This is a genomic window from Arthrobacter sp. JB02-1C, assembly GCF_057748045.1.
This window is the reverse complement of record NZ_CM173235.1, coordinates 270,422-296,037: the sequence shown is the minus strand read 5'-3', so window position 1 is coordinate 296,037 and position 25,616 is coordinate 270,422. Positions and strand designations below refer to the sequence as shown.

The following is a 25,616-nucleotide window of genomic DNA, read 5'->3' as shown; positions in this document are numbered from 1 at the left end:
GAAACCCCGGTCCATGTTTGGATTGACCTATGACCACAGCCGTTTCCCGTCCGCCGCTGACCCGCGGCAGCGACCGTGTGATCGCGGGCGTCTGCGCCGGCCTCGCCCGCCATCTGGGCCTGCCGGTGCGGATGGTCCGGATCGGCATGGTGGTGGCCGCGCTCGCCGGGGGCGCCGGCGTCGCGTTTTACGCCTGGCTTTGGATCATGGTTCCCACCTCGGATGAGAGCGCCACCCGCAACGCCCGCCAGCCGGCGTCGCCGATCGCCCCGGCGGTGAGCGAACCCGCGCTGGGCCAGGTGCCCGCAGGCCGGCCCGCAGGGAACCCGCCCGGGCCGTGGCGGGCCTGGTTCCCCGGAATGGCCTATGGCAAGGAAATCCTGCTGGGCGCCGGCCTGCTGCTGGCCGCGGCGATCCTGATCGCCCGGCTCCTGGGCCTGGACGTCCCGCTGGGGACACTGATCCCGGTCGCAGCTATCCTGGGCGGCGCCGCGATCGCGTGGATGCAGCTGGACGAGACCCGCCGCGCGGGCATCGTGGACAAAACCAAGGCGAACCAGGCCGGCGGCTGGGCTCGGCTCGCGGCCGGACTGGGCCTGGTGGTGGCCGGGGTGCTGCTGATGGTCTCCGGCTCGGGTTCCTGGGAACAGACCTGGCTTGCCCTGCTGGCCTCGGTCGCCGTGCTGGGCGGCGTCGTGCTGGTCCTGCTGCCGTGGGGGCTGAAGTTCTGGCGCGACCTGGAGGCCGAACGCGCCGGCCTGGTGCGGGCTACGGAACGCGCCGAGATCGCGGCCCATTTGCACGACTCGGTGCTGCAGACCCTGGCGCTGATCCAACGGCGCGCCGGCAACGAGCACGACGTCGTCCGGCTGGCCCGCGCCCAGGAGCGCGAATTGCGGCGCTGGCTCTACCGGGACCGGGGCCGGGACTCGGGGCAGCTTTCGGCCCGGCTGCAGGCCGCCGCCGCGGAGGTGGAAGACGCCCTGGGGCACGCCGTCGAGGTCGTTGCCGTGGGGGACTGCGCCATGACCGAACGGCTCGAAGCCCTGGTGCAGGCCGCGCGCGAGGCCATGCTGAACGCGGCCCGCCACGGCGGTGGTGCCGTTTCGGTGTATCTGGAAGTGCGCGATGACGTGGCCGAAGTTTTCGTCAAGGACCGCGGGCCGGGCTTCGACCCCGAGTCCATCCCCGCAGACCGGCTCGGGGTTCGGCAATCTATGATCGGACGGATGCGGCGCCATGGCGGCACTGCGACCATTTCCAGCAGCCCGGGCGGCACCGAAGTCCGGCTCAGGTTGCCGCGCACCGCCGCCGGCCCCGGCAGCGGGGCGGGCGGCCCTTACGGAACCAGCGGAGAGGACAGCCAGTGAACAACCAGTTCCCGGGCAGCAACAGGCCCGGAGCGCTTCCGGGGCAAACACCCGGGGCCACGAGGGTGGTGCTCGTCGATGACCACGCGATCTTCCGGTCCGGTTTGAAGGCCGACCTGGATCCCGCCATCGTCGTCGTTGGCGAGGCGGGGACGGTGGAGGAAGCGGTTGCTGTCATCGCCGAGATGCGGCCCGACGTCGTCCTGCTCGACGTCCACCTCCCCGGAGGCCTGGGCGGCGGCGGCCGGGAAGTGCTGGCAGGTTCCGCGCCGCTGCTGGGCACCACCAAATTCCTGGCGCTGAGCGTTTCTGACGCCGCGGAGGACGTCGTCGCGGTGATCCGCGCCGGCGCTCGGGGCTACGTCACGAAGACCATTTCCGGCGCCGAGATCAGCGACGCGGTGCGCCGCGTGGCGGGCGGAGACGCGGTGTTCTCCCCGCGGCTGGCCGGCTTCGTCCTCGACGCGTTCGGCACGGCACCCGCCGACCTCGCCGACGACGAACTCGATCGGCTCTCGGCCCGCGAACTGGAGGTCATGCGGCTGATTGCCCGAGGCTACAGCTACAAGGAAGTCGCCAAGGAGCTGTTCATCTCGATCAAGACGGTCGAGACCCACGTCTCCGCGGTGCTTCGTAAGCTGCAGCTCTCCAGCCGGCACGAGCTGACCCGGTGGGCCGCCGAACGCCGCCTCCTCTAAACCACGGATGCGCTATCACTTGGGGTCCTTATTCCGGAGGCTTAGGGACCACAAGTGATAGCGCATCGGGGGTGGGCGGGTTACTTGGCCTTGCCCAGGAAGTCCTGAAGCCGGCCGACGCCGGTGGCGAGGTCCTCGTCGCCCAGCGCGTAGGAGAGCCGCAGGTAGCCGGACGGGCCGAAGGCCTCGCCGGGGACCACGGCAACCTCCACCTCGTCGAGGATCAGCGCGGCGAGTTCGGCCGACGTCGAGGGCCGGACCGGTCCCGCAGCGCTCGGGAATTCCTTGCCCAGCAGCGCCCGGACGTCCGCGTAGACGTAGAACGCGCCCTTGGGGGTGGGGCACTCCACGCCCTCGATCGCGTTGAGCCCGGCCACGATGGCCTTCCGCCGGCGGTCGAAGGCCACCTTCATCTCATCCACGGCGGTCAGCGGCCCGGATACGGCGGCGAGGGCCGCGATCTGCATGATGTTGGAGACGTTCGAGGTCGCGTGTGACTGGAGGTTGGTGGCTGCTTTGATCACGTCCGCCGGGCCGATCATCCAGCCCACGCGCCAGCCCGTCATGGCGTAGGTCTTGGCCACGCCGTTCAGGATGACCACCTTGTCGCCGAGTTCCGGGACGGCAGTGGCAATCGAGGTGAACGGGACGCCGTCGTAGGTCAGGTGCTCGTAGATCTCATCGGTGACGACCCAGAGGCCCTTGGCGGCAGCCCACCGGCCGATCTCCTTGACCTGCTCGGCCGAGTAAACGGCGCCGGTCGGGTTGGACGGGGAGACGAAGAGCAGGATCTTGGTGCGCTCCGTGACGGCCGCCTCGAGCTGTTCGACGTTGACCAGGTAGCCCTGTTCCGGGCCGGCAAAGACCTCCACCGGAACTCCTCCGGCCAGCCGGATCGCCTCCGGGTAGGTGGTCCAGAACGGCGTGGGGACAATGACTTCGTCGCCCGGGTCGAGCAAAGTCGCGAACGTGTTGTAGACCGCTTGCTTGCCGCCGTTGGTCACCAGCACCTGGGACGCTTCCGCCTTGTAACCAGAATCCCGGAGGGTCTTTTCCGCAATTGCCTGCTTGAGTTCGGGCAGGCCGCCGGCGGGGGAGTAGCGGTGGTACTTGGGCTGGCTCGCGGCCTCGATGGCGGCCTGGACGATGTACTCCGGGGTCGGAAAGTCAGGCTCGCCGGCACCGAAACCGATGACCGGACGGCCTGCCGCCTTCAGCGCCTTCGCCTTGGCATCGACAGCCAGCGTGGCGGATTCGGCTATGGCGGAAATGCGCTGGGAAATGCGGGCTGGCATTGCGGGTCCGTTCTTCGTGCAGCTCGGGGCTGGATGCGGGATTCGACGGGATCCACTCTATGCTGTTCAGCGGATCCTTAGAGGTGCCGGGCCAGCAAATGTGACCCAACGCGGAAATGAGGCGGCAAGCGCCGCGGATTTTCGCCGTCAGCCTAGGCTGACGGCGGGCCAGTTCGACGCAGGCGCAGTTGTTGCGTAGACTGGTTCTCCGGTGTTGAAAACACGACGATAGCGTGCGCCTCAGGTTGGCCTGCGGAGTAGCGCGGTCTGACCGGTTTTCGATCCATAGGGTAGTGGCGCAATTGGTAGCGCAGCGGTCTCCAAAACCGCAGGTTGCAGGTTCGAGTCCTGTCTGCCCTGCGCAAGCTGTTCCGGGGTTTATCGCCGGGGCAGGCGCAGCAACCATGGTTCAGTTCAGAGCCGGGTATCCGACATCGCGAGGATGAGTGAGAATCAGGTGACCGAAACAGCTGCGAGCAGCTCCAAAGGCCGCCCCGCCAGGAATGCCCCCAAGGCGGGATTCTTCGCTCGGATTGCACTCTTCGTCCGCCAGGTCATCGGCGAACTGAAGAAGGTCGTTGCACCAACCCGCAAGGAACTGATCAACTACACGCTCGTCGTGCTGGTGTTCGTGGTCATCATGATGGTGATCGTCACCCTGCTGGATCTGGCCTTCGGAACCGGAGTGAGCTGGATCTTCGGCGGAACCGGCGCCACGGACCGCTAAGGCGACCGGTCCGCAGACCGCGTTGACACCCGGAATCGGGGCTTCGCCGGGGTCTGCGGAATTGAGTCATTTAAATAGGCATGTTAGGCAATGAGGAAGCAGGAGACCAAGTGTCTGAGCAGGAGCTCGAGGTAACTGAGACTGAGCTGGATAAGGGCCAGGCCGCCGCGGTGGAAACCACGGACGAGTCCGAGGCTGTATCTGCTGCGCCCGTAGCCGACGCCGACGACGAGTCCGCAACCGAAGCCGCAGCTGCCGAGGAAACCGAAGCCGGCGAAGAGACAGACGCCCTGGCTGCTGCGGCCGCCAAGGCCGAAGTGGATCCGGCGGAAGAGTTCAAGGCCAAGCTGCGCCGGCAGGAGGGTGACTGGTACGTCATCCACTCCTACGCCGGGTACGAGAACCGCGTGAAGGCCAACCTGGAAACCCGCATCCAGACCCTGGACATGGAAGATTACATCTTCGAGATCCAGGTCCCGATGGAGGAAGTCGTTGAGATCAAGAACGCTCAGCGCAAGGTCATCAACCGCGTCCGGATTCCCGGTTACGTCCTGGTCCGGATGGACCTGACGGATGCCTCCTGGGGTGCCGTCCGGCACACGCCCGGTGTCACCGGCTTCGTGGGCAACGCCCACGACCCCGTGCCGCTGCGCATCGACGAGGTCTTCTCCATGCTCGCACCGGTCTTCGAAGAAGAGCAGGCGGAGAAGGGCAAGCCGGTCAAGCACGCTGCGGCCGCCGTCGACGTCGACTTCGAGGTCGGCGAGTCGGTCATTGTCAAGGAAGGCCCCTTCGAGACCCTTCCGGCCACGATCTCCGAAATCAAGGTGGATTCGCAGACCCTCGTGGTGCTGGTCTCCATCTTCGAGCGCGAGACCCCGGTCACGCTGGCGTTCAACCAGGTCAGCAAGATCTAGCTTTCCCCCCAGAATTCGTTCCGGGCTGCCCGCTTAGCAGCCTTGGAGCGGCCGGCCGCCTCGCCATGGCGGCCACCAACCTGAGGCACGCTCCTGTGTCCCAGGACGAAATTGAGAGAAGGACCCTACATTGGCTCCCAAGAAGAAGGTCACCGGCCTCATCAAGCTGCAGATCCAGGCAGGTGCCGCCAACCCGGCCCCGCCGATCGGTCCTGCGCTTGGCCAGCACGGTGTCAACATCATGGAATTCTGCAAGGCGTACAACGCTGCGACGGAAGCCCAGCGCGGCAACGTTATTCCGGTGGAAATCACGGTCTACGAGGACCGTTCATTCACGTTCATCACCAAGACCCCGCCGGCTGCAGAGCTCATCAAGAAGGCTGCCGGCGTCGCCAAGGGTTCGGCTACCCCGCACACCGTCAAGGTGGCCAAGCTGACCCAGGCCCAGGTCAACGAGATCGCCTCCACCAAGATGGACGACCTCAACGCCACCAGCCTGGAAGGCGCCGCGAAGATCATCGCCGGCACCGCCCGCTCGATGGGTATCTCCGTCGAGGCGTAATTCCCCACCGCTGATGCGGTTCAGGGATCGGGATACCGCTCACGACGCCGAACAGCACCGCCGGGCAACCGGCACCACCTAAACATAGATGTTGGGATTCCCTTCCGGAGTCCCGACTGTGGCAGGGCCCAGCGCGGTCCGCAGACCACAACTGCACAAGGAGAATAAGCAGCATGGCAAAGCGCAGCAAAGCATATGAGGCAGCCGCCGCCAAGATCGACGCGGAGAAGTTCTACGCGCCGTTCGAGGCCGTAACCCTCGCCAAGGACACCAACCCGTCCAAGTTCGACGCCACCGTTGAGGTCGCTTTCCGCCTCGGCGTGGACCCCCGCAAGGCGGACCAGATGGTGCGCGGCACCGTCAACCTGCCGCACGGCACCGGCAAGGTCGCCCGCGTCCTCGTCTTCGCCACGGGCGACAAGGCTGAGGCCGCTATCGCCGCCGGCGCCGACTTCGTTGGCTCCGACGACCTGATCGAAAAGATCCAGGGCGGCTGGACCGACTTCGACGCCGCCGTCGCCACCCCTGACCTGATGGGCAAGGTTGGCCGCCTCGGTAAGGTTCTGGGCCCGCGCAACCTGATGCCAAACCCGAAGACCGGTACCGTGACCGCCGACGTCACCAAGGCTGTCAACGACATCAAGGGCGGCAAGATCGACTTCCGCGTCGACAAGCACTCGAACCTGCACTTCATCATCGGCAAGGTTTCCTTCGACGCCGTGAAGCTGGCCGAGAACTACGCAGCCGCACTGGAAGAGGTTCTTCGCCTCAAGCCGTCCGCTTCCAAGGGCCGCTACATCCAGAAGGCCACCGTCGCCACCACGTTCGGTCCCGGCATTGCCGTCGACCCCCAGGTCACCAAGGTCCTCACCGAGGCGTAATCCTCCGCAGGTACCAGGAAAAGGCCGTCCCGCCTCCGCGGGGCGGCCTTTTCCGCGCTCCGGGCGGTTAAGCTGTGCGGGTGACTGCCAGCACACACCTCATCGAGCCCCTGAAGCTGCCCAACTCCCTTGCCGGGCCGGACGCCGCCGAATTTCTCCAATTCGGGCGCCTCTGCGACGCGCTCACGCTGGAAAGCTGGGGCAGCCTGGACCGGGCGACGCCGGCGCCGGCGCGGCTGCAATTCTGGCGGGACACCGCCTACTCGCGGACCAGGCTCTTCTTCGTCCGCGTCGACGGCGACATGGTCGCGAGGTCCTGGATCCGGTTCGACCAGCAGGAGAACCTGGACGTGGGGCTCCTGCACGTGGCTGTCCTCGCCGGGTATACCGGCCGGGGCATCGGCCGGACGCTGCTGGCGCATGTGGAGGCCCTGGCTGAAGCCGAGGGACGCAGCACGCTGATGAGCTTCACCGAACACCCCGCGGACTTCGACCCGGACGGCCCGGCGGTGCTCACGCCGCTGACCGGCACGGGAGCCCTGCCGGCGGCGGCACGGAATGTCCGCTTCGCCGCCGCGGCGGGCTACCGGCTGGAACAGGTCGAGAGGTACAGCAGCCTGGAGCTGGCGGCGGCAGTGCCGGACCTCGACAGGCTCGAGAGCGAGGCGCGCAGCAAGGCGGCCGGGTACGAGCTGCTCTCCTGGACCGACCGCTGCCCGGACGAATACGTGGCCCAGCTGGCCCAGCTGATGTCCCGGATGAGCACCGACGCGCCTTCCGGCGGACTCCGTTTCGAAGCGGAGCAGTGGGATGAGGCACGGGTCCGGCACGTCGAGGACACCTGGAAGCGCGCCGGAAACGTCTCGCTGGTGACCGCGGCCCGGCATCGGGACAGCGGGGAACTGGCCGCCTACTCAGTGCTGGAACTCGCGCCCAGCAAACCCTGGCTTGCCGAACAGGATGACACCCTGGTCGCCGCGACCCACCGCGGCCACCGGCTGGGCATGCTGGTCAAGATCGCCAACCTTCGGCGGCTGGCGGAGTTCCCGGCCGTGGAACGCGTCGCTACCTACAACGCGGCGGAAAACGGCCACATGCTGGCGATCAACACCGCGCTCGGCTTCCGGCCGGCCGGCTGGGACGGCGAATGGCAGCGGACCGCAAGCAAAAAGGAGACCGCAACCCGCTGAGGACGCTCCGGGGCCGCGGCGGTCCAATCACAAAACCGGGCATGGAATGCACGCCGAAACGGGCATATGCTGGCGCTTGAAGCCCGACGCTAGCCGGGCCACTCATTGGGGGTGGAGCATTGGGCGGCAGATCGGCTGGGAAGATGCCCGCTACGGCAGACGAGGTGCGCGTCGAGCAGCTGTGGATCCCGGATTCCTTGGACACGCCGGATGCAGCCGACTTTATTGCCGCCGTCGAGGTGGGCCGCAAGGTGCGGATGCAGACCTGGGGCAGTGACGATCTCGCCTACGCCCCGCTGGAGAAGCTGTTGGAAATGGCCGACCCCTACGAGCGCCAGGTCATCCTGGTGGCCAGGGTCGGCGGCGTGATCGTGGGTACCGTAGACATCGCGCTGCCGCTGGCGGACAACCTGGACGTCGCCGAATTCACCCTCGACATCCTGCCGGAGTTCCAGGGCCGGGGCGTGGGCCGGCAACTGCTGGAGGCCGCCGAACACTTTGCCCGGGACGAGGGCAGGCGCACCATCCTGGTCGACACCAACCACCCTGGCGCGACGCTGGCAGACAACGCTGCCGGGCAACTGATGCCCGGCTCGGGCCTCGGCTTCGTCCCGCTGAAAAGCCGCGAGGTCGAGTTCGCGCAGCACACCGGCTACACCTTGCAGCACATCGAACAGTTCAGCTCCTGCACGCTGCCGCTGGACAGCGTGCTGGTCGCCGACCTCAACGCCGAGGCCGAGGAAGCCAACGCGGGACGGTACCGGCTGCACCACTGGACAGACCGGTGCCCGGAACAGTGGCTCGAGGCGGTGGCGGCACTGGAGAACCATGCGCGGGAGGACGGGGTCCCGGGCGCGGACGACGGCGACATGGTCTTCGACGGCGGCATCCTGCGCGAAGCCGAGGACGTAGCCATCGCACAGGGCCGCCGGACCGTGGTCACCGCCGTCGAACACCTCGCCTCCGGCGCGCTGGTGGGGCTGACCACCATAAGCGTCCTGGCGCTGCGGCCCGACGTCGTGTTCCAAGACGATACGGTGATCCTGCGGGAACACCGGGGCAACAAGCTCGGCCTGCTGATCAAGGTGGGCAACATGCAACGGCTCAGCGAGCAGTTCCCCGACGCGCGCGTGCTGTACACCTGGAACGCCCCGGAAAACCGGTACCTGCTGACGGTTAACCGGCAACTGGGGTTCACCACGGCCGGCGTAACCGGCATCTGGCAGAAAGAGTTGCCGGACTTCGGACCGAGCGTCAGCTAAGCCCGATTTGGAGCACCACGGTGCCGTCCCGTAAGCTGGAGAAACCAAAGACCGTCGGTTGTTGGAAATCCACTCTCCCAGGCAAGGCTCACTTCTGCAGCCGCGCGGGGAGGCCCAGTGGGTCTCCGGACGAAGGACCCTCAACGTAGGGCGGCCGGCGCAGGTGAACGAGCAAAGCTCCGCGGCAAGCCCGCGTCGAGACAAGCCCCGTGCATCTGCGCGGGGCGTTTTTAGTTTTAGCTCATTCTGAGCGGGGACCCGGACAAACCGGCATTATCCCCGGAAGGAGGGTTATGGCAACGCCTAGCAAGGTTTCAGCAGTAGCTGAGATCACTAACGATTTCAAGGAATCGAACGCCGCTGTCCTGACCGAATACCGTGGGCTCACCGTTGCACAGCTCAAGCAGCTGCGTGTTTCTCTCGGCCAGGAAACCAAGTTCTCGGTCGTCAAGAACACCCTTACCGCCATTGCAGCCAAGGAAGCTGGCGTCGAAGCATTCGACGGACAGTTCGCCGGCCCCACTGCAATCGCGTTCATCAAGGGTGACGCAGTTGCCGCTGCCAAGAGCCTGACGGATTTTGCCAAGGCCAACAAGCAGCTGGTCATCAAGACCGGTTACTTCGAGGGCAAGGCACTGAACGCCACCGAAGTTGCCGCCCTGGCAGCACTCGAGTCCCGCGAGCTGCAGCTCGCCAAGGTTGCAGGCGTCCTGAAGGCCCCTGCTGCCGCCGCTGTACGCATCATTGATGCTCTGCGCCTCAAGCTTGAAGAAGAGAACGGTGCGCCGGCAGCAGCCGAAGCACCCGCCGCTGAAGAAGCCGAAGCACCCGCCGCTGAGGAAGCCGAAGCTGCCGCTCCGGCCGACGCCGCAGCTACCGAAGAGAACTAACTCTCTTTCAGACCAGACTCCGGTGCGAACGCTAGGCTCCGGCCGCCGAGCACCACTATAGGAAGGACGCCAACCATGGCGAAGCTCACCAACGAAGAGCTCATTGAAGCTTTCAAGGAACTGACCATCATCGAGCTCTCCGAGTTCGTCAAGCTCTTCGAAGAGACCTTCGAAGTCACCGCTGCTGCTGTCGCAGTTGCCGGCCCCGCCGGTGGCGCTGCTGCTGAAGAGGCTGAAGAGCAGACCGAATTCGACGTTATCCTCGAATCTGCTGGCGAGAAGAAGATCGCAGTGATCAAGGAAGTTCGTGCCATCACTTCCCTGGGTCTGAAGGAAGCCAAGGACGTTGTTGACAGCGCTCCGAAGGCTGTTCTCGAAGGCGCCACCAAGGAAGCTGCCGAGAAGGCAAAGGCTCAGCTCGAAGAGGCCGGCGCAACGGTTACCCTCAAGTAACTCGCGCTGCCCGGGCGGCTCCGCGGAGCGGCCCAGTTCTTTACCGGAAATCCCCGTCCACTTCGGTGGGCGGGGATTTCCTGCGTGACCTGTGGAAATGATTTGGTGAACTTAGGGAAAACGAGGGGGCGTTCTCCCTTCCCCGGCGGCCCGCAGCCCATAGACTCTGGCACTGTGCCGACCGGCCGCCCACCCCTGAGGAGCTCACACAATGATCGACCCGAACCCTGCACTCTCCCGCCGGACCATGCTCGCCGCGGCCCTCGTCGGTGGCGGTGCCGCGGCCACCGCCCTCTCCGGCGCGCCGGCGGCACAGGCCGCACCCGCGAACACCAGGAAGCAGTTCACGCTGACGGTGCTCGGCACCACGGACCTGCACAACAACGTCTTCAACTGGGACTACTTCAAAGACGAGACCTACGCGGACAATGCCGGCAACAAGATCGGCATCGCCCAGGCTTCCACCTTGATCAAGGCCGTCCGGGCAGAACGCGGGGCGGGCAATACCCTCACCATCGACGCGGGCGACACCATCCAGGGGACACCCCTGGCCTATTACTTCGCCAAGATCAACCCGATTTCCAGCACGGTCAAGCATCCGATGGCCTTGGCCATGAACGCCGTGGGTTATGACGCCGTGGCGTTGGGCAACCACGAATTCAACTACGGGATCCCGCTCCTGCGCACTTGGGAGAAGCAGCTGGACTTTCCGCTGCTCGGTGCGAACGTGCACGACGCCGGGACCGGCCGGCGCGCCTTCACCCCCTACGTGCTCAAGCGGGTCAAGACCGAGAACGGCTGGCTGACCGTCGGCCTGGTCGGTTTCGTCACCCCCGGCTGCGCGCTTTGGGACCGGGACAATGTCGCGGGCAAGCTCGATTTCAACGGCATTGTCGAGGAGGCCAGGTCCGTGATCCCGGAGATGAAGGCTGCCGGGGCCGACGTCGTCGTCGTCTCCAGCCACTCGGGCGCCACGCCGGGATCTTCCTACGGTGACGCGCTGCCCTTCGCCGAAAACGCTTCAACCCAGCTGGCCGAAGAGGTTCCCGGCATCGACGCCATCCTGGTCGGGCACGCGCACCTCGAAATCCCGCAGCGGTACGTCACCAACAAGGCCACCGGGCGGCAGATACTCCTGACCGAACCGCTGAAGTGGGGCATGCGGGTGGCCGTCATCGACCTGGACCTCGTCAAGGAACGCGGCCGGTGGACCGTCACCTCGGCGCACTCCCACCTGCTCGACGCCAAGACCGTGGACGCGGATCCCGCCGTCGTCACCGCAGTGCAGGCCGGGCACGAGGCGACAGTGCAGTACGTCAACCAGGTGATCGGCTCCTCGACCGCGCCGCTCTCCACCGCGACGGCGTGCTGGGCAGACTCGGCCGCCATCGACGCGATCAACTACGTCCAGGCAACCACCATCAAGGCGGAGCTGGCCAACGGCCCGGCCGCCGGGCTGCCGGTGCTCTCGATTGCCGCCGCGTTTTCGCGTTCGGTGGATATCCCGGCCGGCCCGCTGACCATCCGCGATGTGGCGGGGCTCTACATCTTTGACAACACCCTGCTCTCCATCGAGGTGACGGGCGCCCAGCTCAAGGCCTATCTGGAGTGGTCCGCACAGTACTTCAAGCCGGTCACGGCCACCACAGCCCGGGCCCAGGACGTCACCAACGCCGCAACCGCGCTGGCTCCGAACGGCACCCCGGACTACAACTACGACGCCGTCTACGGCCTTGACGCGCCGCTGAACTACGAGATCGACCTGGCCCGGCCGGTGGGGGACAGGATCACCAACGTCAGCTATGGCGGTGTCCCGGTGCCCGCGGACCAGGAGTTTGCGATGGCGATCAACAACTACCGGCAGAGCGGCGGCGGAAACTTCCCGGCCGTGAAGACGGCACCGGTGCTGTCGAACAGCCAGCAGGAAATCCGGCAGCGCATTATCGACTACGTCGTAGCCCACGGAAGCCTGGACGCCGCGGTCTTCAGCCAGGACAACTGGCGGCTCACGGTCAACGGCAAGCCGCTGACCGTGACCGCCTGACCCCCCGCCCATCACCATCGGTTGCTCCGTAAGTGCCCTTCTGAGCGCTGATAACGGCAGTTACGGAGCAGCCGACGGGTGAGGCAGCTGCCAGAGAGGGCACTGTACCTGGCCCGGCTATGAACCCGGTTGTTAACCCGGTTGTGCGAGTTCGGGCTAGGCGGGTTCGGAGATGTCCGCGACGACGGCGCCGAGGGCCGCGGTCAAGGCGTCCGCATCGACGAAGGCGCTGTAGCCGTGCTCCCCGGCGCCCAGTGAGATCCGCCGGCCGCTGATGCTGCTGTCGGCGTACACCGGCCACGCGGTGGTACTTCCGAGCGGGGTGATCGTGCCGCGCTCGTACCCGGTCGCGGCCAGAGCGACGTCGGCGTGCGGCAGCGAGAGTTTGTTCACGCCGAGCAGTTCGCGGAGCTTGGGCCAGGAAATCTGCCGGTCGCCGGGGATCAGCGCGAAAAGGAAGCTGCCGTCCTTGTGCTTGACCACCAGCGACTTGACGATGTCGGCCGGTCGGATGCCCAGAATGGCGGCTGCTTCCGCCAGGCTGTTCGCGGCGAACCGCTCCACCAGTTCCACGGTGAGGCCATGGGCGGCGGCGTCGGCCAGGAATCGCTCCCGGCCCGCGCTGCCGCCCCGCCCCTGGCCGCCGGTCAGTTCCGTCATCAGTCGCGGTACAGCAACAGGGCCTCGCCCTGGCCGCCGCCGCCGCAAAGCGACACGGCAGCCTTGCCGGTGCCACGCCGCTTCAGTTCGTGCGCGGCATGCAGCGCCAGCCGGGCTCCGGAAGCTCCGATCGGGTGGCCCAGGGCGATGGCCCCGCCGTGGATGTTGCACTGCTCGAGGGGGTAGCCGAGATCCTTGAGGGACTGGACGGCGACGGAGCCGAACGCCTCGTTAATCTCGATGAAATCCAAATCAGCGGTGGTCCAGCCGGCCTTTGCGAGGGCGGCGTTGATGGCATTGGACGGCTGGGAGTGCAGCGAGTTGTCCGGGCCCGCGACCTGGCCGGGCTTGCCAACCACGGCCAGGTACTCGAGGCCGTTCTCCTCGGCAAACTTCCGCGACGTCACCACGAGGGCGGCGGCGCCGTCGGAGAGCGGGGAGGAATTGCCGGCGGTGATGGTGCCGTCGGTCGCGAAGGCCGCCCGCAGGCCTGCCAGGGAGGCGACGGACGTGTCCGGCCGGACACCCTCGTCGGTACGGACCTGGATCGGTTCGCCCTTGCGTTGCTTGACGCTGATCGGGGCGATCTCGCCGTCGAAGACGCCCTCCTTGGCGGCCACCGCGGCACGCTGGTGCGAGGCCGCCGCCACCTCGTCCTGGGCCGTCCGGTCGATGCCGAGGGTGAGGTTCTTGCTTTCCGTCGAGAGTCCCATGGACTGGCCGTCAAAGGCATCGGTGAGGCCGTCATGGGCGGCGGCATCGAGCGCCTGGACCGAGCCGTAGGTCCAGCCCTGCCGCGAGCCCGGCAGCAGGTGCGGTGCCCGGGTCATGGACTCCTGGCCACCGGCGACGACGACGGTGGCGTCGCCGCTGCGGATCATCCGGGCCGCGTCGATCACCGCGGTCAGCCCGGACAGGCAGACCTTGTTGATCGTGACCGCCGGAATGTTCCAGCCGATGCCGGCGGCAATGGCGCTCTGCCGGGCCGGGTTCTGGCCCGCGCCGGCCTGCAGGACCTGCCCCATGATGACCGCATCGACCTGGTCTGGCTTCACGCTGCTGGCATCGAGGGCCGCCCGGATTGCATGGGCACCAAGCTCGACGGCGGTGAAACTCGCCAGCTGGCCGTTCAGCCGGCCCTGCGGGGTGCGGGCGGCGGCGAGGATGACAACATCATTGTTGTCCGTGGGGTTACTCATGGCTGTCTCTTCCGATCTCTAATGGCGTATTCACAGGCTACCGTGGGCCCGGTCACCCTCACGGGCCGACCAGCTATTGAATTAAAACGCCGGAAGGGCCCTTCCCATTCCGGCGTGCCACCGGATCCGCGCAGGCGGAGGCCCGGTGCTTGCAATAACCGCGGAAGTGGGGTAGACAAGAGGGTTGCTTTCCCGTATTGTTGATATTTGCGTCTTCCCTGTTTACCTTCAGCCTTCATATAGCGGTGGGCTTAGCCTGACAGCTGCTCCATCAATGTGCCGTCTACAACGTGCACCAGCATGGGCGGCATGGGTCCCGGGTCATATAGCGGAACCGGACTGGTAGCACTGCGGAGTCACTTCGCAGACTGCATAACGGGGGAGATCTGAAAACGCCTGAAGGTCTGTGGAAGGATCCCTCTTGGTCGCCTCGAGCACCTCTAATGTAAACAACGCTACCGCTATCAATGCCGACAGCACCGACGGTGCAACCCGCCGGCTCTCCTTCGCAAAGATTCACGAACCGCTTGACGTTCCGAATCTGCTTGCCCTGCAAACGGACAGCTTCGACTGGCTGGTCGGAAACGAACGCTGGCAGGCACGCGTCGCGAAAGCCGCGGAGGAAGGCGACCTCAGTGTCGCCACCACCTCCGGCCTGTCTGACATCTTCGAAGAGATCTCCCCGATCGAGGACTTCCAGGGCACCATGTCCCTGAGCTTCTCCGAGCCGGAGTTCGCTGATCCCAAATACACCATGGCCGAGTGCAAGGACCGGGACGCAACGTATTCCGCTCCGCTGTACGTCAAGGCCGAGTTCATGAACAACAACACGGGCGAAATCAAGCAGCAGACCGTGTTCATGGGTGACTTCCCGCTGATGACCGAGAAGGGCACCTTCGTCGTTAACGGCACCGAGCGTGTCGTCGTGTCCCAGCTGGTCCGGTCCCCGGGCGCCTACTTCGAGCGCACCGCGGACAAGACCAGTGACAAGGACATCTTCACCGCGAAGATCATCCCGTCGCGTGGCGCCTGGTTCGAACTCGAAATCGACAAGCGCGACCAGGTCGGCGTCCGCCTCGACCGCAAGCGCAAGCAGTCCGTCACGGTGCTGCTGAAGGCCCTCGGCTGGACCGAAGGCCAGATCCTCGAAGAGTTCGGCCAGTACGACTCCATGCGCGCAACGCTGGAGAAGGACGCGACCGAAACCCGCGAAGATGCCTTGCTGGACATCTACCGGAAGCTGCGCCCGGGCGAGCCGCCCACGGTTGAGGCTGCCCAGTCCCTGCTGGACAACCTGTACTTCAACTCCAAGCGCTACGATCTGGCCAAGGTTGGCCGTTACAAGATCAACCGCAAGCTCGGCATCGACCGCTCCCTTGGCGACAAGCAAGCCTCGGTGCTGCACGTTGAAGACATCGTTGCCATGATCAAGTTCCTGGTAGCCCTGCACGCCGGTGAGAAGACCCTCATGGGCAAGCGTGACGGCCAGGACCACGAGCTGCGCGTCGAAATCGACGACATCGACCACTTCGGCAACCGCCGCATCCGCGCCGTCGGCGAACTCATCGAGAACCAGGTCCGCACCGGCCTGTCCCGGATGGAGCGCGTCGTCCGCGAGCGGATGACCACCCAGGACGTCGAGGCCATCACGCCGCAGACCCTGATCAACATCCGCCCCGTGGTTGCCGCGATCAAGGAGTTCTTCGGAACGTCCCAGCTCTCGCAGTTCATGGACCAGAACAACCCGCTCTCGGGCCTGACCCACAAGCGCCGCCTGTCCGCGCTTGGCCCTGGCGGTCTGTCCCGTGACCGTGCCGGCATGGAAGTCCGCGACGTGCACCCGTCCCACTACGGACGGATGTGCCCGATCGAAACTCCTGAAGGCCCGAACATCGGCCTGATCGGTTCGCTGGCGTCCTACGGCCGGATCAACCCGTTCGGTTTCATCGAGACCCCGTACCGCCTGGTCAAGGACGGCGTCGTTTCCGACGACGTCCAGTACCTGACGGCCGACGACGAGATCGACGTCCTGATCGCCCAGGCCAACGCGCCGCTGGACGAGAACAAGAAGTTCGCCGAAGAGACCGTGCTGGTCCGTGCCCGCGGCGGTGGAGGCGAGCCCGTGCTGGTTCCCGCCGCCGACGTCGAGTTCATGGACGTCTCCCCGCGCCAGATGGTGTCCGTGGCGACCGCCCTGATCCCGTTCCTCGAGCATGACGATGCCAACCGTGCCCTCATGGGTGCGAACATGCAGCGCCAGGCCGTGCCGCTGGTCCGTTCCGAGGCGCCGTTCGTCGGTACCGGTATGGAACGCGCCGCAGCCGTCGACGCCGGTGACGTTGTCATCGCGAAGAAGGCCGGCGTCGTCACCGAGGTTTCCGCCGAACTCGTCATCATGCTCAACGACGACGGCACGGAAACGAACTACCGGATCAACAAGTTCGCACGCTCCAACCAGGGCAACTGCTACAACCACCGTGTCCTGGTGAACGAAGGCCAGCGCCTCGAAGTCGGCGGCATCATCGCCGACGGCCCGGCAACGGACCAGGGCGAACTGGCCCTCGGCAAGAACCTGCTCGTGGCATTCATGTCATGGGAAGGCCACAACTTCGAGGACGCCATCATCCTGTCCCAGCGGATCGTGGCCGAGGACGTCCTGTCCTCCATCCACATCGAGGAGCACGAGATCGATGCCCGCGACACCAAGCTTGGTGCCGAGGAAATCACCCGTGACATCCCGAACGTGTCCGAGGAAGTCCTGGCAGGCCTGGACGAGCGCGGCATCATCCACATTGGTGCCGAGGTTGAGGCCGGCGACATCCTGGTCGGCAAGGTCACCCCCAAGGGCGAGACCGAGCTGACCCCGGAAGAGCGCCTGCTGCGCGCCATCTTTGGTGAGAAGTCCCGCGAAGTGCGCGACACCTCCCTGAAGGTGCCGCACGGCGAGTCCGGCACCGTCATCGGTGTCCGCGTCTTCGACCGCGACAACGACGACGAGCTGCCCCCGGGCGTCAACCAGCTGGTGCGCGTGTACGTGGCTGCCAAGCGCAAGATCACCGACGGCGACAAGCTCGCCGGCCGTCACGGCAACAAGGGTGTTATCTCCAAGATCCTGCCGATCGAGGACATGCCCTTCCTTGCCGACGGTACCCCCGTTGATATCGTCCTGAACCCGCTGGGTGTTCCGGGCCGTATGAACGTCGGCCAGGTGCTGGAAACGCACCTCGGCTGGGTGGCCAAGACCGGCTGGAAGATCGAGGGCGAGCCCGAGTGGGTCAAGCAGCTGCCGAACCTGCCGCGCGAAAGTGGCTCGACCACTGTCGCGACGCCGGTCTTCGACGGCGCGCGTGAAGAGGAAATCACGGGCCTGCTCGACTCCACCAACCTCACCCGCGATGGCGAGCGCCTGATCAACTCCACGGGCAAGACCCGCCTGTTCGACGGCCGCTCCGGCGAACCGTTCCCGGATCCGATCTCGGTCGGCTACATGTACATCCTGAAGCTCCACCACCTGGTGGACGACAAGATCCACGCACGCTCCACCGGCCCGTACTCCATGATCACGCAGCAGCCGCTGGGTGGTAAGGCACAGTTCGGTGGCCAGCGCTTCGGTGAGATGGAAGTCTGGGCGCTCGAAGCCTACGGCGCCGCTTACACGCTCCAGGAACTCCTCACGATCAAGTCGGATGACATCCACGGTCGCGTGAAGGTCTACGAAGCCATCGTCAAGGGCGAGAACATCCCGGAGCCGGGCGTTCCCGAGTCCTTCAAGGTCTTGATCAAGGAAATGCAGTCGCTGTGCCTGAACGTGGAAGTCCTCTCCACGGACGGAACCACAATTGAAATGCGTGACTCTGATGACGCAGTCTTCACGGCTGCGGAAGAACTGGGCATCGATCTGTCTCGTGCAGAGCCCAGTTCCGTAGAAGAGGTCTAGCAGGCGATGTTCGACGGCGGGCCACCGCCCGCCGTCGGACTTCACCTCCCTCTTCCCGTAACCCAAGACTTCAGAATTTAGAGAACAAGAGAGAACAGGGACCATATGTCCAGCGAATCCTCCTTCGGCCTCATGCAGATCGGCCTCGCCACCGCGGAAGACATCCGTGGCTGGTCTTACGGCGAGGTTAAGAAGCCGGAAACCATCAACTACCGCACGCTCAAGCCCGAGAAGGACGGCCTCTTCTGCGAGAAGATCTTCGGCCCGTCCCGCGACTGGGAATGCTACTGCGGCAAGTACAAGCGCGTGCGCTTCAAGGGCATCATCTGCGAGCGGTGCGGCGTTGAGGTCACCCGTGCAAAGGTGCGCCGTGAGCGCATGGGCCACATCGAGCTGGCCGCCCCGGTCACGCACATCTGGTACTTCAAGGGTGTGCCCTCCCGTCTGGGCTACCTCCTCGACCTGGCGCCGAAGGACCTTGAGAAGGTCATCTACTTCGCCGCCTACATGATCACCAGCGTTGACGCTGACGCCCGTCACGAAGAACTGCCCAACCTCCAGGTTGAGCACGACGTCGAGAAGAAGCAGCTGATCGACAACCGGGACTCGGACATCGCCACGATCGCCCGCGACCTCGAGAACGAGCTTGCCCGTCTCGAAGGCGAGGGTGCCAAGGCTGCGGACAAGAAGAAGGCCCGCGACTCCGCCGATCGCCAGATGGCGAACGTCCGCAAGCGTGCAGACGCCGAAATCGAGCGCCTTGAGCAGGTCTGGGACCGCTTCAAGAACCTCAAGGTCGCCGACCTCGAAGGTGACGAGGGCCTCTACCGCGAGCTGCGCGACCGGTACGGCATGTACTTCGAGGGCTCCATGGGCGCCGAAGCGATCAAGAAGCGCCTGGAAACCTTCGACATGCAGGCCGAGTCCGACCTGCTGCGCGACATCATCGCCAACGGCAAGGGCCAGCGCAAGACCCGCGCCCTGAAGCGGCTGAAGGTGGTCAACGCGTTCCTGACCACCAACAACAGCCCGCTCGGCATGGTGCTGGACGCCGTCCCGGTCATCCCGCCGGAACTGCGCCCGATGGTCCAGCTGGACGGCGGCCGCTTCGCGACTTCCGACCTGAACGACCTCTACCGCCGCGTGATCAACCGGAACAACCGCCTCAAGCGCCTGCTGGACCTCGGCGCGCCGGAGATCATCGTCAACAACGAGAAGCGCATGCTTCAGGAAGCCGTTGACAGCCTGTTCGACAACGGCCGCCGCGGCCGTCCGGTCACCGGACCGGGCAACCGCCCGCTGAAGTCCCTGAGCGACATGCTCAAGGGCAAGCAGGGTCGTTTCCGCCAGAACCTGCTGGGTAAGCGCGTTGACTACTCCGGCCGTTCCGTGATCGTCGTCGGCCCGCAGCTGAAGCTGCACCAGTGCGGCCTGCCCAAGCAGATGGCCCTGGAACTCTTCAAGCCGTTCGTGATGAAGCGCCTGGTTGACCTCAACCACGCCCAGAACATCAAGTCGGCCAAGCGGATGGTTGAGCGCTACCGCCCGCAGGTCTGGGACGTGCTCGAAGAGATCATCACCGAGCACCCGGTGCTGCTGAACCGTGCACCTACCCTGCACCGTCTCGGCATCCAGGCGTTCGAGCCGCAGCTGGTCGAAGGCAAGGCCATCCAGCTGCACCCGCTGGTTTGCGGCGCCTTCAACGCCGACTTCGACGGTGACCAGATGGCAGTGCACCTGCCGCTGAGCCCCGAAGCCCAGGCCGAAGCCCGGATCCTGATGCTGTCCTCGAACAACATCCTGAAGCCGTCCGACGGCCGCCCGGTGACGCTGCCTTCGCAGGACATGATCATCGGTCTTTACCACCTGACCACCAAGCGTGTCGGTTCAGCTGGCGAAGGCCGGATCTTCTCCTCGGTTGCGGAAGCCATCATGGCCTACGACCTGCGTGAGCTGCACCTGAACTCCAAGGTCAAGATCCGGCTTGAGGACTTCGTGCCTTACGCCGGCTGGGAAGCTCCCGAGGGCTGGGAGCCGGGTCAGACCGCACTGGTCGAGACCTCCCTGGGCCAGGTTGTCTTCAACCAGACGCTGCCCGCGGACTACCCGTGGGTCGAAGCCGTTGCCGACAAGGGCGAACTGTCCCGGATCGTCAACGACCTCGCGGAGCGCTACCCGAAGGTCGTCACGGCGGCAACCCTGGACAACCTGAAGGACGCCGGTTTCTACTGGGCGACCCGCTCGGGCGTCACGGTGGCCATCTCCGACATCGAGGTCCCGGCGAACAAGCCTGAGATCCTCGCCGGTTACGAGACCATGGCAGCGAAGATCCAGGGCCAGTACGACAAGGGCCTGATCGACGACGACGAGCGCCGCCAGGAACTCATCGAGATCTGGAACAAGGCAACCAACGAAATCGCCCAGGCGATGCGCGACAACCTGTCCCCGATGAACACCATCAACCGCATGGTGTCCTCCGGTGCCCGTGGTAACTGGATGCAGGTCCGTCAGATCGCGGGTATCCGTGGCCTGGTGGCCAACCCGAAGGGTGAAATCATCCCGCGCCCGATCAAGTCCTCCTACCGCGAGGGCCTGTCGGTGCTGGAATACTTCATCGCCACGCACGGTGCCCGCAAGGGTCTGGCCGACACCGCCCTGCGTACCGCCAACTCGGGTTACCTGACCCGGCGCCTGGTGGACGTTTCGCAGGACGTTATCGTCCGGGAAGAGGACTGCGGCACCGAGCGCGGCCTCGTCACCCCGATCGCGGTTGCCGACTCCAACGGCGAGCTGGTTCTTGACGAGAACGTCGAGAACAGCGCCTACGCCCGGACCCTCGCCGTCGACGTCGTCGACGCCAAGGGCAAGGTCCTGGCAGCGGCCGGCACCGACTGCGGCGACGTGGTCATTGCCGAACTGTTCGCAGCCGGCATCACCGAGGTCAAGGTCCGTTCGGTACTCACCTGTGAGTCCAGCGTCGGTACCTGCGCCCTGTGCTACGGCCGTTCGCTGGCCACCGGCAAGACCGTGGACATCGGCGAGGCTGTCGGCATCATCGCCGCACAGTCCATCGGTGAGCCGGGCACCCAGCTGACCATGCGTACGTTCCACACCGGTGGTGCTGTCTCCGCCGGCGGTGGCGACGACATCACCCAGGGTCTGCCCCGTATCCAGGAGCTTTTCGAAGCCCGTACTCCGAAGGGTGTCGCGCCGATTGCGGAAGCAGCCGGACGCATCACCATCGAAGAGTCCGAGCGCCAGATGCGCCTGGTCATCACCCCGGATGACGGGTCCGAAGAGATCGCCTACCCGGTGCTGCGCCGTTCACGTCTCCTGATCGAAGACGGCGACCACGTCAGCGTCGGCCAGAAGCTCATCAACGGTCCGGTCGACCCCAAGCAGGTGCTGCGCATCATGGGCCCCCGTGCTGCGCAGAAGTTCCTGGTGGACGAAGTCCAGGGCGTGTACCGCAGCCAGGGCATCGGTATCCACGACAAGCACGTCGAGGTTATCGTCCGCCAGATGCTGCGCCGCGTCACGGTCATCGAGTCCGGCGAATCGGATCTGCTGCCCGGCGAGCTCGCCGAGCGCAGCCGGTTCGAAGATGCCAACCGCCGCGTGGTGTCCGAGGGTAAGACGCCGGCCTCCGGCCGTCCCGAGCTCATGGGCATCACCAAGGCCTCGCTGGCGACCGAGTCCTGGCTGTCCGCTGCTTCCTTCCAGGAAACCACCCGCGTCCTGACGCAGGCGGCCATGGAAGGCAAGAGCGACCCGCTGCTGGGCCTCAAGGAGAACGTCATCATCGGTAAGCTCATCCCGGCCGGCACGGGTCTCCCGCGCTACACCGAGGTCACGGTGGAACCGACTGAAGAAGCAAAGGCCAACCTGTTCACCGGCCCGAGCGCGTTCAGCGACTTCTCCTACGATTCCCTGGGCGGCGACGGAGCTCCTGAGTTCCACGCCATCCCGCTGGATGACTACGACCTGGGCAGCGACTTCCGCTAACCGCTAACAGCAACGCGGGGTCACTTACGGCCCAATCCGCATCTTGGATTGGGCTCAAAGTGACCCCGCGTTGCTGTTTAAGGGGCGACGACGGGAGGCCGGGTTCCGCGCCGATTAAGGGCGGGGGAGCCGGCGTGGTAGACTTGTGAGTAATTGTTATTGTGGCAGTGGATGAGGGCGCCGGTCGCAGTTGGTCAGCACAGAGCTGACGGGCTGGATCAGGACGACGTTTCCGGTTTGCAGGGTTCTTGTGCAACGTATGCCACATTTTCGCATGCCTAGGGGCAGTTCGGGATAGAAGTCCGGAGCTCCTGCGTGCGGTCCGACTATTAAGGCTTCGCCTCAGCTGCTCTGGAGAACACTTCAAAGCTCGAGCGGCGGGGCGCAGCGACAAGAGAGCGGCCGCCAACGGCCGTTCCGGATAAAACGGAGAACACGAGAGTGCCTACGATTAACCAGCTGGTCCGCAAGGGCCGCACGCCGAAGGTGAAGAACACCAAGGCCCCCGCGCTTAACGGCAGCCCCATGCGCCGCGGTGTCTGCACCCGCGTCTACACGACCACCCCGAAGAAGCCGAACTCGGCTCTGCGTAAGGTTGCACGTGTACGCCTGAACGGTGGCGTTGAAGTCACCGCTTACATCCCCGGTGTTGGCCACAACCTGCAGGAGCACTCCATTGTGCTCGTCCGTGGCGGCCGTGTGAAGGACCTTCCCGGTGTCCGTTACAAGATCGTCCGTGGCGCCCTCGATACCCAGGGTGTGAAGAACCGTAAGCAGGCACGCAGCCGCTACGGCGCAAAGATGGAGAAGAAGTAATATGCCTCGCAAGGGTCCGGCCCCCAAGCGGCCGCTAGTCATTGATCCCGTCTACGGCTCCCCGCTGGTCACGCAGCTGATCAACAAGGTCCTCGTCGACGGCAAGAAGTCCACCGCAGAGCGCATCGTTTACGGTGCCCTTGCCGGTGCTCAGGAAAAGTCCGGCGGCGATCCCGTTGCCGCCCTCAAGAAGGCCATGGACAACATCAAGCCCAGCCTTGAGGTCAAGTCCCGCCGCGTCGGCGGCGCCACCTACCAGGTTCCGGTCGAGGTCAAGCCGGGCCGCGCCACGGCGCTGGCCCTGCGCTGGCTCGTCGGCTACTCCAAGGCCCGCCGCGAGAAGACCATGACCGAGCGTCTCCGGAACGAAATCCTGGATGCTTCGAACGGTCTTGGCGCCGCTGTGAAGCGCCGCGAAGACACCCACAAGATGGCCGAGTCCAACAAGGCCTTCGCACACTACCGCTGGTAATACTTCCCGGACGCCGCCGGCTCCACCGAGCCGGCGGCGATCGTGCAGTCCATCCGAAAGGGAGACCCCGTGGCACAGGACGTGCTTACCGACCTTAGCAAGGTCCGCAATATCGGCATCATGGCCCACATTGATGCCGGCAAGACCACTACTACCGAGCGCATCCTGTTCTACACGGGTGTGAACCACAAGATCGGCGAAACGCACGACGGCGCGTCGACCACCGACTGGATGGAACAGGAAAAGGAACGCGGCATCACCATCACGTCTGCCGCCGTGACCTGCTTCTGGGAAAACAACCAGATCAACATCATTGACACCCCCGGCCACGTGGACTTCACGGTTGAGGTTGAGCGCTCCCTGCGCGTCCTCGACGGTGCCGTCGCCGTGTTCGACGGCAAGGAAGGCGTGGAGCCGCAGTCGGAGACTGTCTGGCGCCAGGCCGACAAGTACAACGTGCCGCGCATCTGCTTCGTCAACAAGATGGACAAGCTCGGGGCCGACTTCTACTTCACCGTCGACACCATCGTCAGCCGTCTCGGTGCCAAGCCGCTCGTCATGCAGCTGCCGATCGGCGCCGAGAACGACTTCATTGGCGTTGTCGACCTGCTGTACATGCGGTCGCTGGTCTGGCCCGGCGACTCCAAGGGTGACGTCACCATGGGCGCCAAGTACGTGATCCAGGAGATCCCGGCTGACCTCAAGGAAAAGGCCGAAGAGTACCGCGCCAACCTGGTTGAGACCGTGGCCGAGTCCTCCGAAGAGCTGATGGAGAAGTACCTCGAGGGCGAAGAGATCTCGGTCGACGAGCTCAAGGCCGGCATCCGCAAGATGACGATCAACTCCGAGCTCTACCCGGTGTTCTGCGGCTCGGCGTTCAAGAACCGCGGCGTGCAGCCGATGCTCGACGCGGTCGTGGACTACCTGCCGAACCCGCTCGACGTCCCGCCGATGGTCGGTCACGACCCGCGCGACGAAGAGAAGGAACTGACCCGTAAGCCTTCGGCTGACGAGCCGTTCTCCGCCCTGGCCTTCAAGATTGCGGCACACCCGTTCTTCGGCCAGCTCACCTTCATCCGCGTGTACTCCGGTCACGTGGAAGCAGGCGCCCAGGTGGTCAACTCCACCAAGGGCAAGAAGGAGCGCATCGGCAAGCTGTTCCAGATGCACGCCAACAAGGAAATGCCGGTCGACGGCGCTACCGCGGGCCACATCTATGCAGCGATCGGCCTGAAGGACACGACGACCGGTGACACCCTGTGCGATTCGGCGAACCAGATTGTCCTCGAGTCCATGAGCTTCCCGGAGCCCGTGATCTCGGTCGCGATCGAGCCGAACACCAAGGGTGACCAGGAGAAGCTCTCCACCGCCATCCAGAAGCTCTCCGCTGAGGACCCGACCTTCCAGGTTTCCCTCAACGAAGACACCGGCCAGACCATCATCGCCGGCATGGGCGAGCTCCACCTGGATATCCTGGTGGACCGCATGCGCCGCGAGTTCAAGGTCGAAGCGAACGTGGGCAAGCCCCAGGTCGCCTACCGCGAAACCATCAAGCGTGCTGTGGAGCGTCATGACTACACGCACAAGAAGCAGACCGGTGGTTCGGGCCAGTTCGCCAAGATCCAGATCGCGATCGAACCTTTGGACACTTCCGAAGGTGAGATGTACGCGTTCGAGAACAAGGTCACCGGTGGCCGCGTTCCGCGCGAGTACATCCCGTCGGTCGACGCTGGTATCCAGGATGCGCTGAACGACGGCGTCCTGGCCGGTTACCCGGTTGTCGGCATCAAGGCCACGCTGATCGATGGCGCGTACCACGATGTTGACTCCTCGGAAATGGCGTTCAAGATCGCCGGCCGTATGGCTTTCAAGGAAGCCGCACGCAAGGCGAACCCTGTCCTGCTCGAACCGCTGATGGATGTCGAGGTCCGCACCCCTGAGGAATACATGGGTGAAGTTATCGGTGACATCAACTCCCGCCGTGGCCAGATGCAGTCCATGGAGGACGCCCAGGGCGTCAAGGTCATCCGCGCGCACGTTCCGCTGTCCGGCATGTTCGGCTACATCGGTGACCTGCGTTCCAAGACCCAGGGTCGCGCTGTGTACTCCATGACCTTCAACAGCTACGCGGAGGTCCCGAAGGCAGTCGCCGACGAGATCATCCAGAAGAGCCGCGGCGAGTAGTCCCCAGGACTGCCGCAGCAGCGACAAAAACTCGGGTGCGTTTCCTCCAAAGGG

The 25,616-nt window shown here is 65.2% G+C and carries 19 protein-coding genes and 1 tRNA gene; 17 read left to right on the top strand and 3 right to left on the bottom strand.

Annotation, left to right across the window (positions count from 1 at the left end; genetic code table 11):
* Positions 1 to 29 precede the first annotated feature (29 nt).
* Complete coding sequence (locus AC3ANP_RS01400; RefSeq protein ID WP_488331585.1) at positions 30 to 1,370, top strand: ATP-binding protein; 1,341 nt, start codon at positions 30 to 32, stop codon at positions 1,368 to 1,370.
* Positions 1,371 to 1,435: 65 nt separating this feature from the next.
* Positions 1,436 to 2,068, top strand: a complete 633-nt coding sequence (locus AC3ANP_RS01395) for a LuxR C-terminal-related transcriptional regulator (protein ID WP_488333120.1) — start codon at positions 1,436 to 1,438, stop codon at positions 2,066 to 2,068.
* A gap of 80 nt (positions 2,069 to 2,148) precedes the next feature.
* Here the strand turns inward: AC3ANP_RS01395 and AC3ANP_RS01390 are convergent, their stop codons facing one another.
* Positions 2,149 to 3,363 (bottom strand): pyridoxal phosphate-dependent aminotransferase, encoded by a 1,215-nt coding sequence (locus tag AC3ANP_RS01390; RefSeq protein WP_488331584.1) that lies wholly within the window; start codon positions 3,361 to 3,363, stop codon positions 2,149 to 2,151.
* Between the two features lie 287 nt (positions 3,364 to 3,650).
* Here AC3ANP_RS01390 and AC3ANP_RS01385 point away from each other — a divergent pair.
* The 10 genes from AC3ANP_RS01385 (at position 3,651) to AC3ANP_RS01340 (ending at position 12,289) form a co-directional block, all read left to right on the top strand.
* Positions 3,651 to 3,723 (top strand) — tRNA-Trp (locus AC3ANP_RS01385).
* 82 nt (positions 3,724 to 3,805) lie between these two features.
* Positions 3,806 to 4,090, top strand: a complete 285-nt coding sequence (gene secE / locus AC3ANP_RS01380; RefSeq protein WP_488331583.1) for a preprotein translocase subunit SecE — start codon at positions 3,806 to 3,808, stop codon at positions 4,088 to 4,090.
* 110 nt (positions 4,091 to 4,200) lie between these two features.
* Complete coding sequence (gene nusG, locus AC3ANP_RS01375; protein WP_488331582.1) at positions 4,201 to 5,007, top strand: transcription termination/antitermination protein NusG; 807 nt, start codon at positions 4,201 to 4,203, stop codon at positions 5,005 to 5,007.
* A 130-nt stretch (positions 5,008 to 5,137) separates the two neighbouring features.
* On the top strand, positions 5,138 to 5,569 hold the full coding sequence (rplK, locus tag AC3ANP_RS01370) for a 50S ribosomal protein L11 (protein ID WP_488331581.1): 432 nt from the start codon (positions 5,138 to 5,140) through the stop codon (positions 5,567 to 5,569).
* 173 nt (positions 5,570 to 5,742) lie between these two features.
* Positions 5,743 to 6,450: a 50S ribosomal protein L1 gene (rplA, locus tag AC3ANP_RS01365; protein ID WP_488331580.1), complete on the top strand. Its 708-nt coding sequence runs from the start codon at positions 5,743 to 5,745 to the stop codon at positions 6,448 to 6,450.
* A gap of 80 nt (positions 6,451 to 6,530) precedes the next feature.
* On the top strand, positions 6,531 to 7,640 hold the full coding sequence (locus AC3ANP_RS01360) for a GNAT family N-acetyltransferase (protein ID WP_488331579.1): 1,110 nt from the start codon (positions 6,531 to 6,533) through the stop codon (positions 7,638 to 7,640).
* Positions 7,641 to 7,783: 143 nt separating this feature from the next.
* A complete protein-coding gene (locus tag AC3ANP_RS01355) occupies positions 7,784 to 8,902 on the top strand; it encodes a GNAT family N-acetyltransferase (RefSeq protein ID WP_488331578.1) in 1,119 nt (372 codons plus the stop codon).
* A gap of 293 nt (positions 8,903 to 9,195) precedes the next feature.
* Entirely contained in the window at positions 9,196 to 9,792 is a 597-nt protein-coding gene (rplJ, locus tag AC3ANP_RS01350; RefSeq protein ID WP_488331577.1) for a 50S ribosomal protein L10, read from the top strand.
* Between the two features lie 75 nt (positions 9,793 to 9,867).
* Complete coding sequence (gene rplL / locus AC3ANP_RS01345; RefSeq protein WP_488331576.1) at positions 9,868 to 10,245, top strand: 50S ribosomal protein L7/L12; 378 nt, start codon at positions 9,868 to 9,870, stop codon at positions 10,243 to 10,245.
* Between the two features lie 211 nt (positions 10,246 to 10,456).
* On the top strand, positions 10,457 to 12,289 hold the full coding sequence (locus AC3ANP_RS01340; protein ID WP_488331575.1) for a bifunctional metallophosphatase/5'-nucleotidase: 1,833 nt from the start codon (positions 10,457 to 10,459) through the stop codon (positions 12,287 to 12,289).
* Between the two features lie 156 nt (positions 12,290 to 12,445).
* Here the strand turns inward: AC3ANP_RS01340 and AC3ANP_RS01335 are convergent, their stop codons facing one another.
* Positions 12,446 to 12,949 carry an aminoacyl-tRNA deacylase gene (locus AC3ANP_RS01335; protein WP_488331574.1) on the bottom strand — a complete coding sequence of 168 codons (504 nt, stop codon included), beginning with the start codon at positions 12,947 to 12,949 and terminating at the stop codon, positions 12,446 to 12,448.
* Positions 12,949 to 14,148, bottom strand: coding sequence for an acetyl-CoA C-acetyltransferase (locus AC3ANP_RS01330; RefSeq protein ID WP_488331573.1), 1,200 nt, complete (start codon positions 14,146 to 14,148; stop codon positions 12,949 to 12,951). Before AC3ANP_RS01330 ends, AC3ANP_RS01335 begins: the two co-directional genes overlap by 1 nt.
* Positions 14,149 to 14,569: 421 nt before the next feature.
* Between AC3ANP_RS01330 and rpoB the strand changes: the two genes are divergently transcribed.
* From rpoB to fusA, 5 genes are all read left to right on the top strand, one after another.
* On the top strand, positions 14,570 to 18,085 hold the full coding sequence (rpoB, locus tag AC3ANP_RS01325; RefSeq protein ID WP_488331572.1) for a DNA-directed RNA polymerase subunit beta: 3,516 nt from the start codon (positions 14,570 to 14,572) through the stop codon (positions 18,083 to 18,085).
* A gap of 105 nt (positions 18,086 to 18,190) precedes the next feature.
* Entirely contained in the window at positions 18,191 to 22,090 is a 3,900-nt protein-coding gene (locus AC3ANP_RS01320) for a DNA-directed RNA polymerase subunit beta' (protein ID WP_488331571.1), read from the top strand.
* Between the two features lie 441 nt (positions 22,091 to 22,531).
* Positions 22,532 to 22,906: a 30S ribosomal protein S12 gene (rpsL, locus tag AC3ANP_RS01315; RefSeq protein ID WP_488331570.1), complete on the top strand. Its 375-nt coding sequence runs from the start codon at positions 22,532 to 22,534 to the stop codon at positions 22,904 to 22,906.
* Position 22,907: 1 nt separating this feature from the next.
* Complete coding sequence (rpsG, locus tag AC3ANP_RS01310; RefSeq protein ID WP_124091059.1) at positions 22,908 to 23,378, top strand: 30S ribosomal protein S7; 471 nt, start codon at positions 22,908 to 22,910, stop codon at positions 23,376 to 23,378.
* 69 nt (positions 23,379 to 23,447) lie between these two features.
* Positions 23,448 to 25,562 carry an elongation factor G gene (gene fusA / locus AC3ANP_RS01305; RefSeq protein WP_488331569.1) on the top strand — a complete coding sequence of 705 codons (2,115 nt, stop codon included), beginning with the start codon at positions 23,448 to 23,450 and terminating at the stop codon, positions 25,560 to 25,562.
* The last annotated feature ends 54 nt before the right edge of the window (positions 25,563 to 25,616 follow it).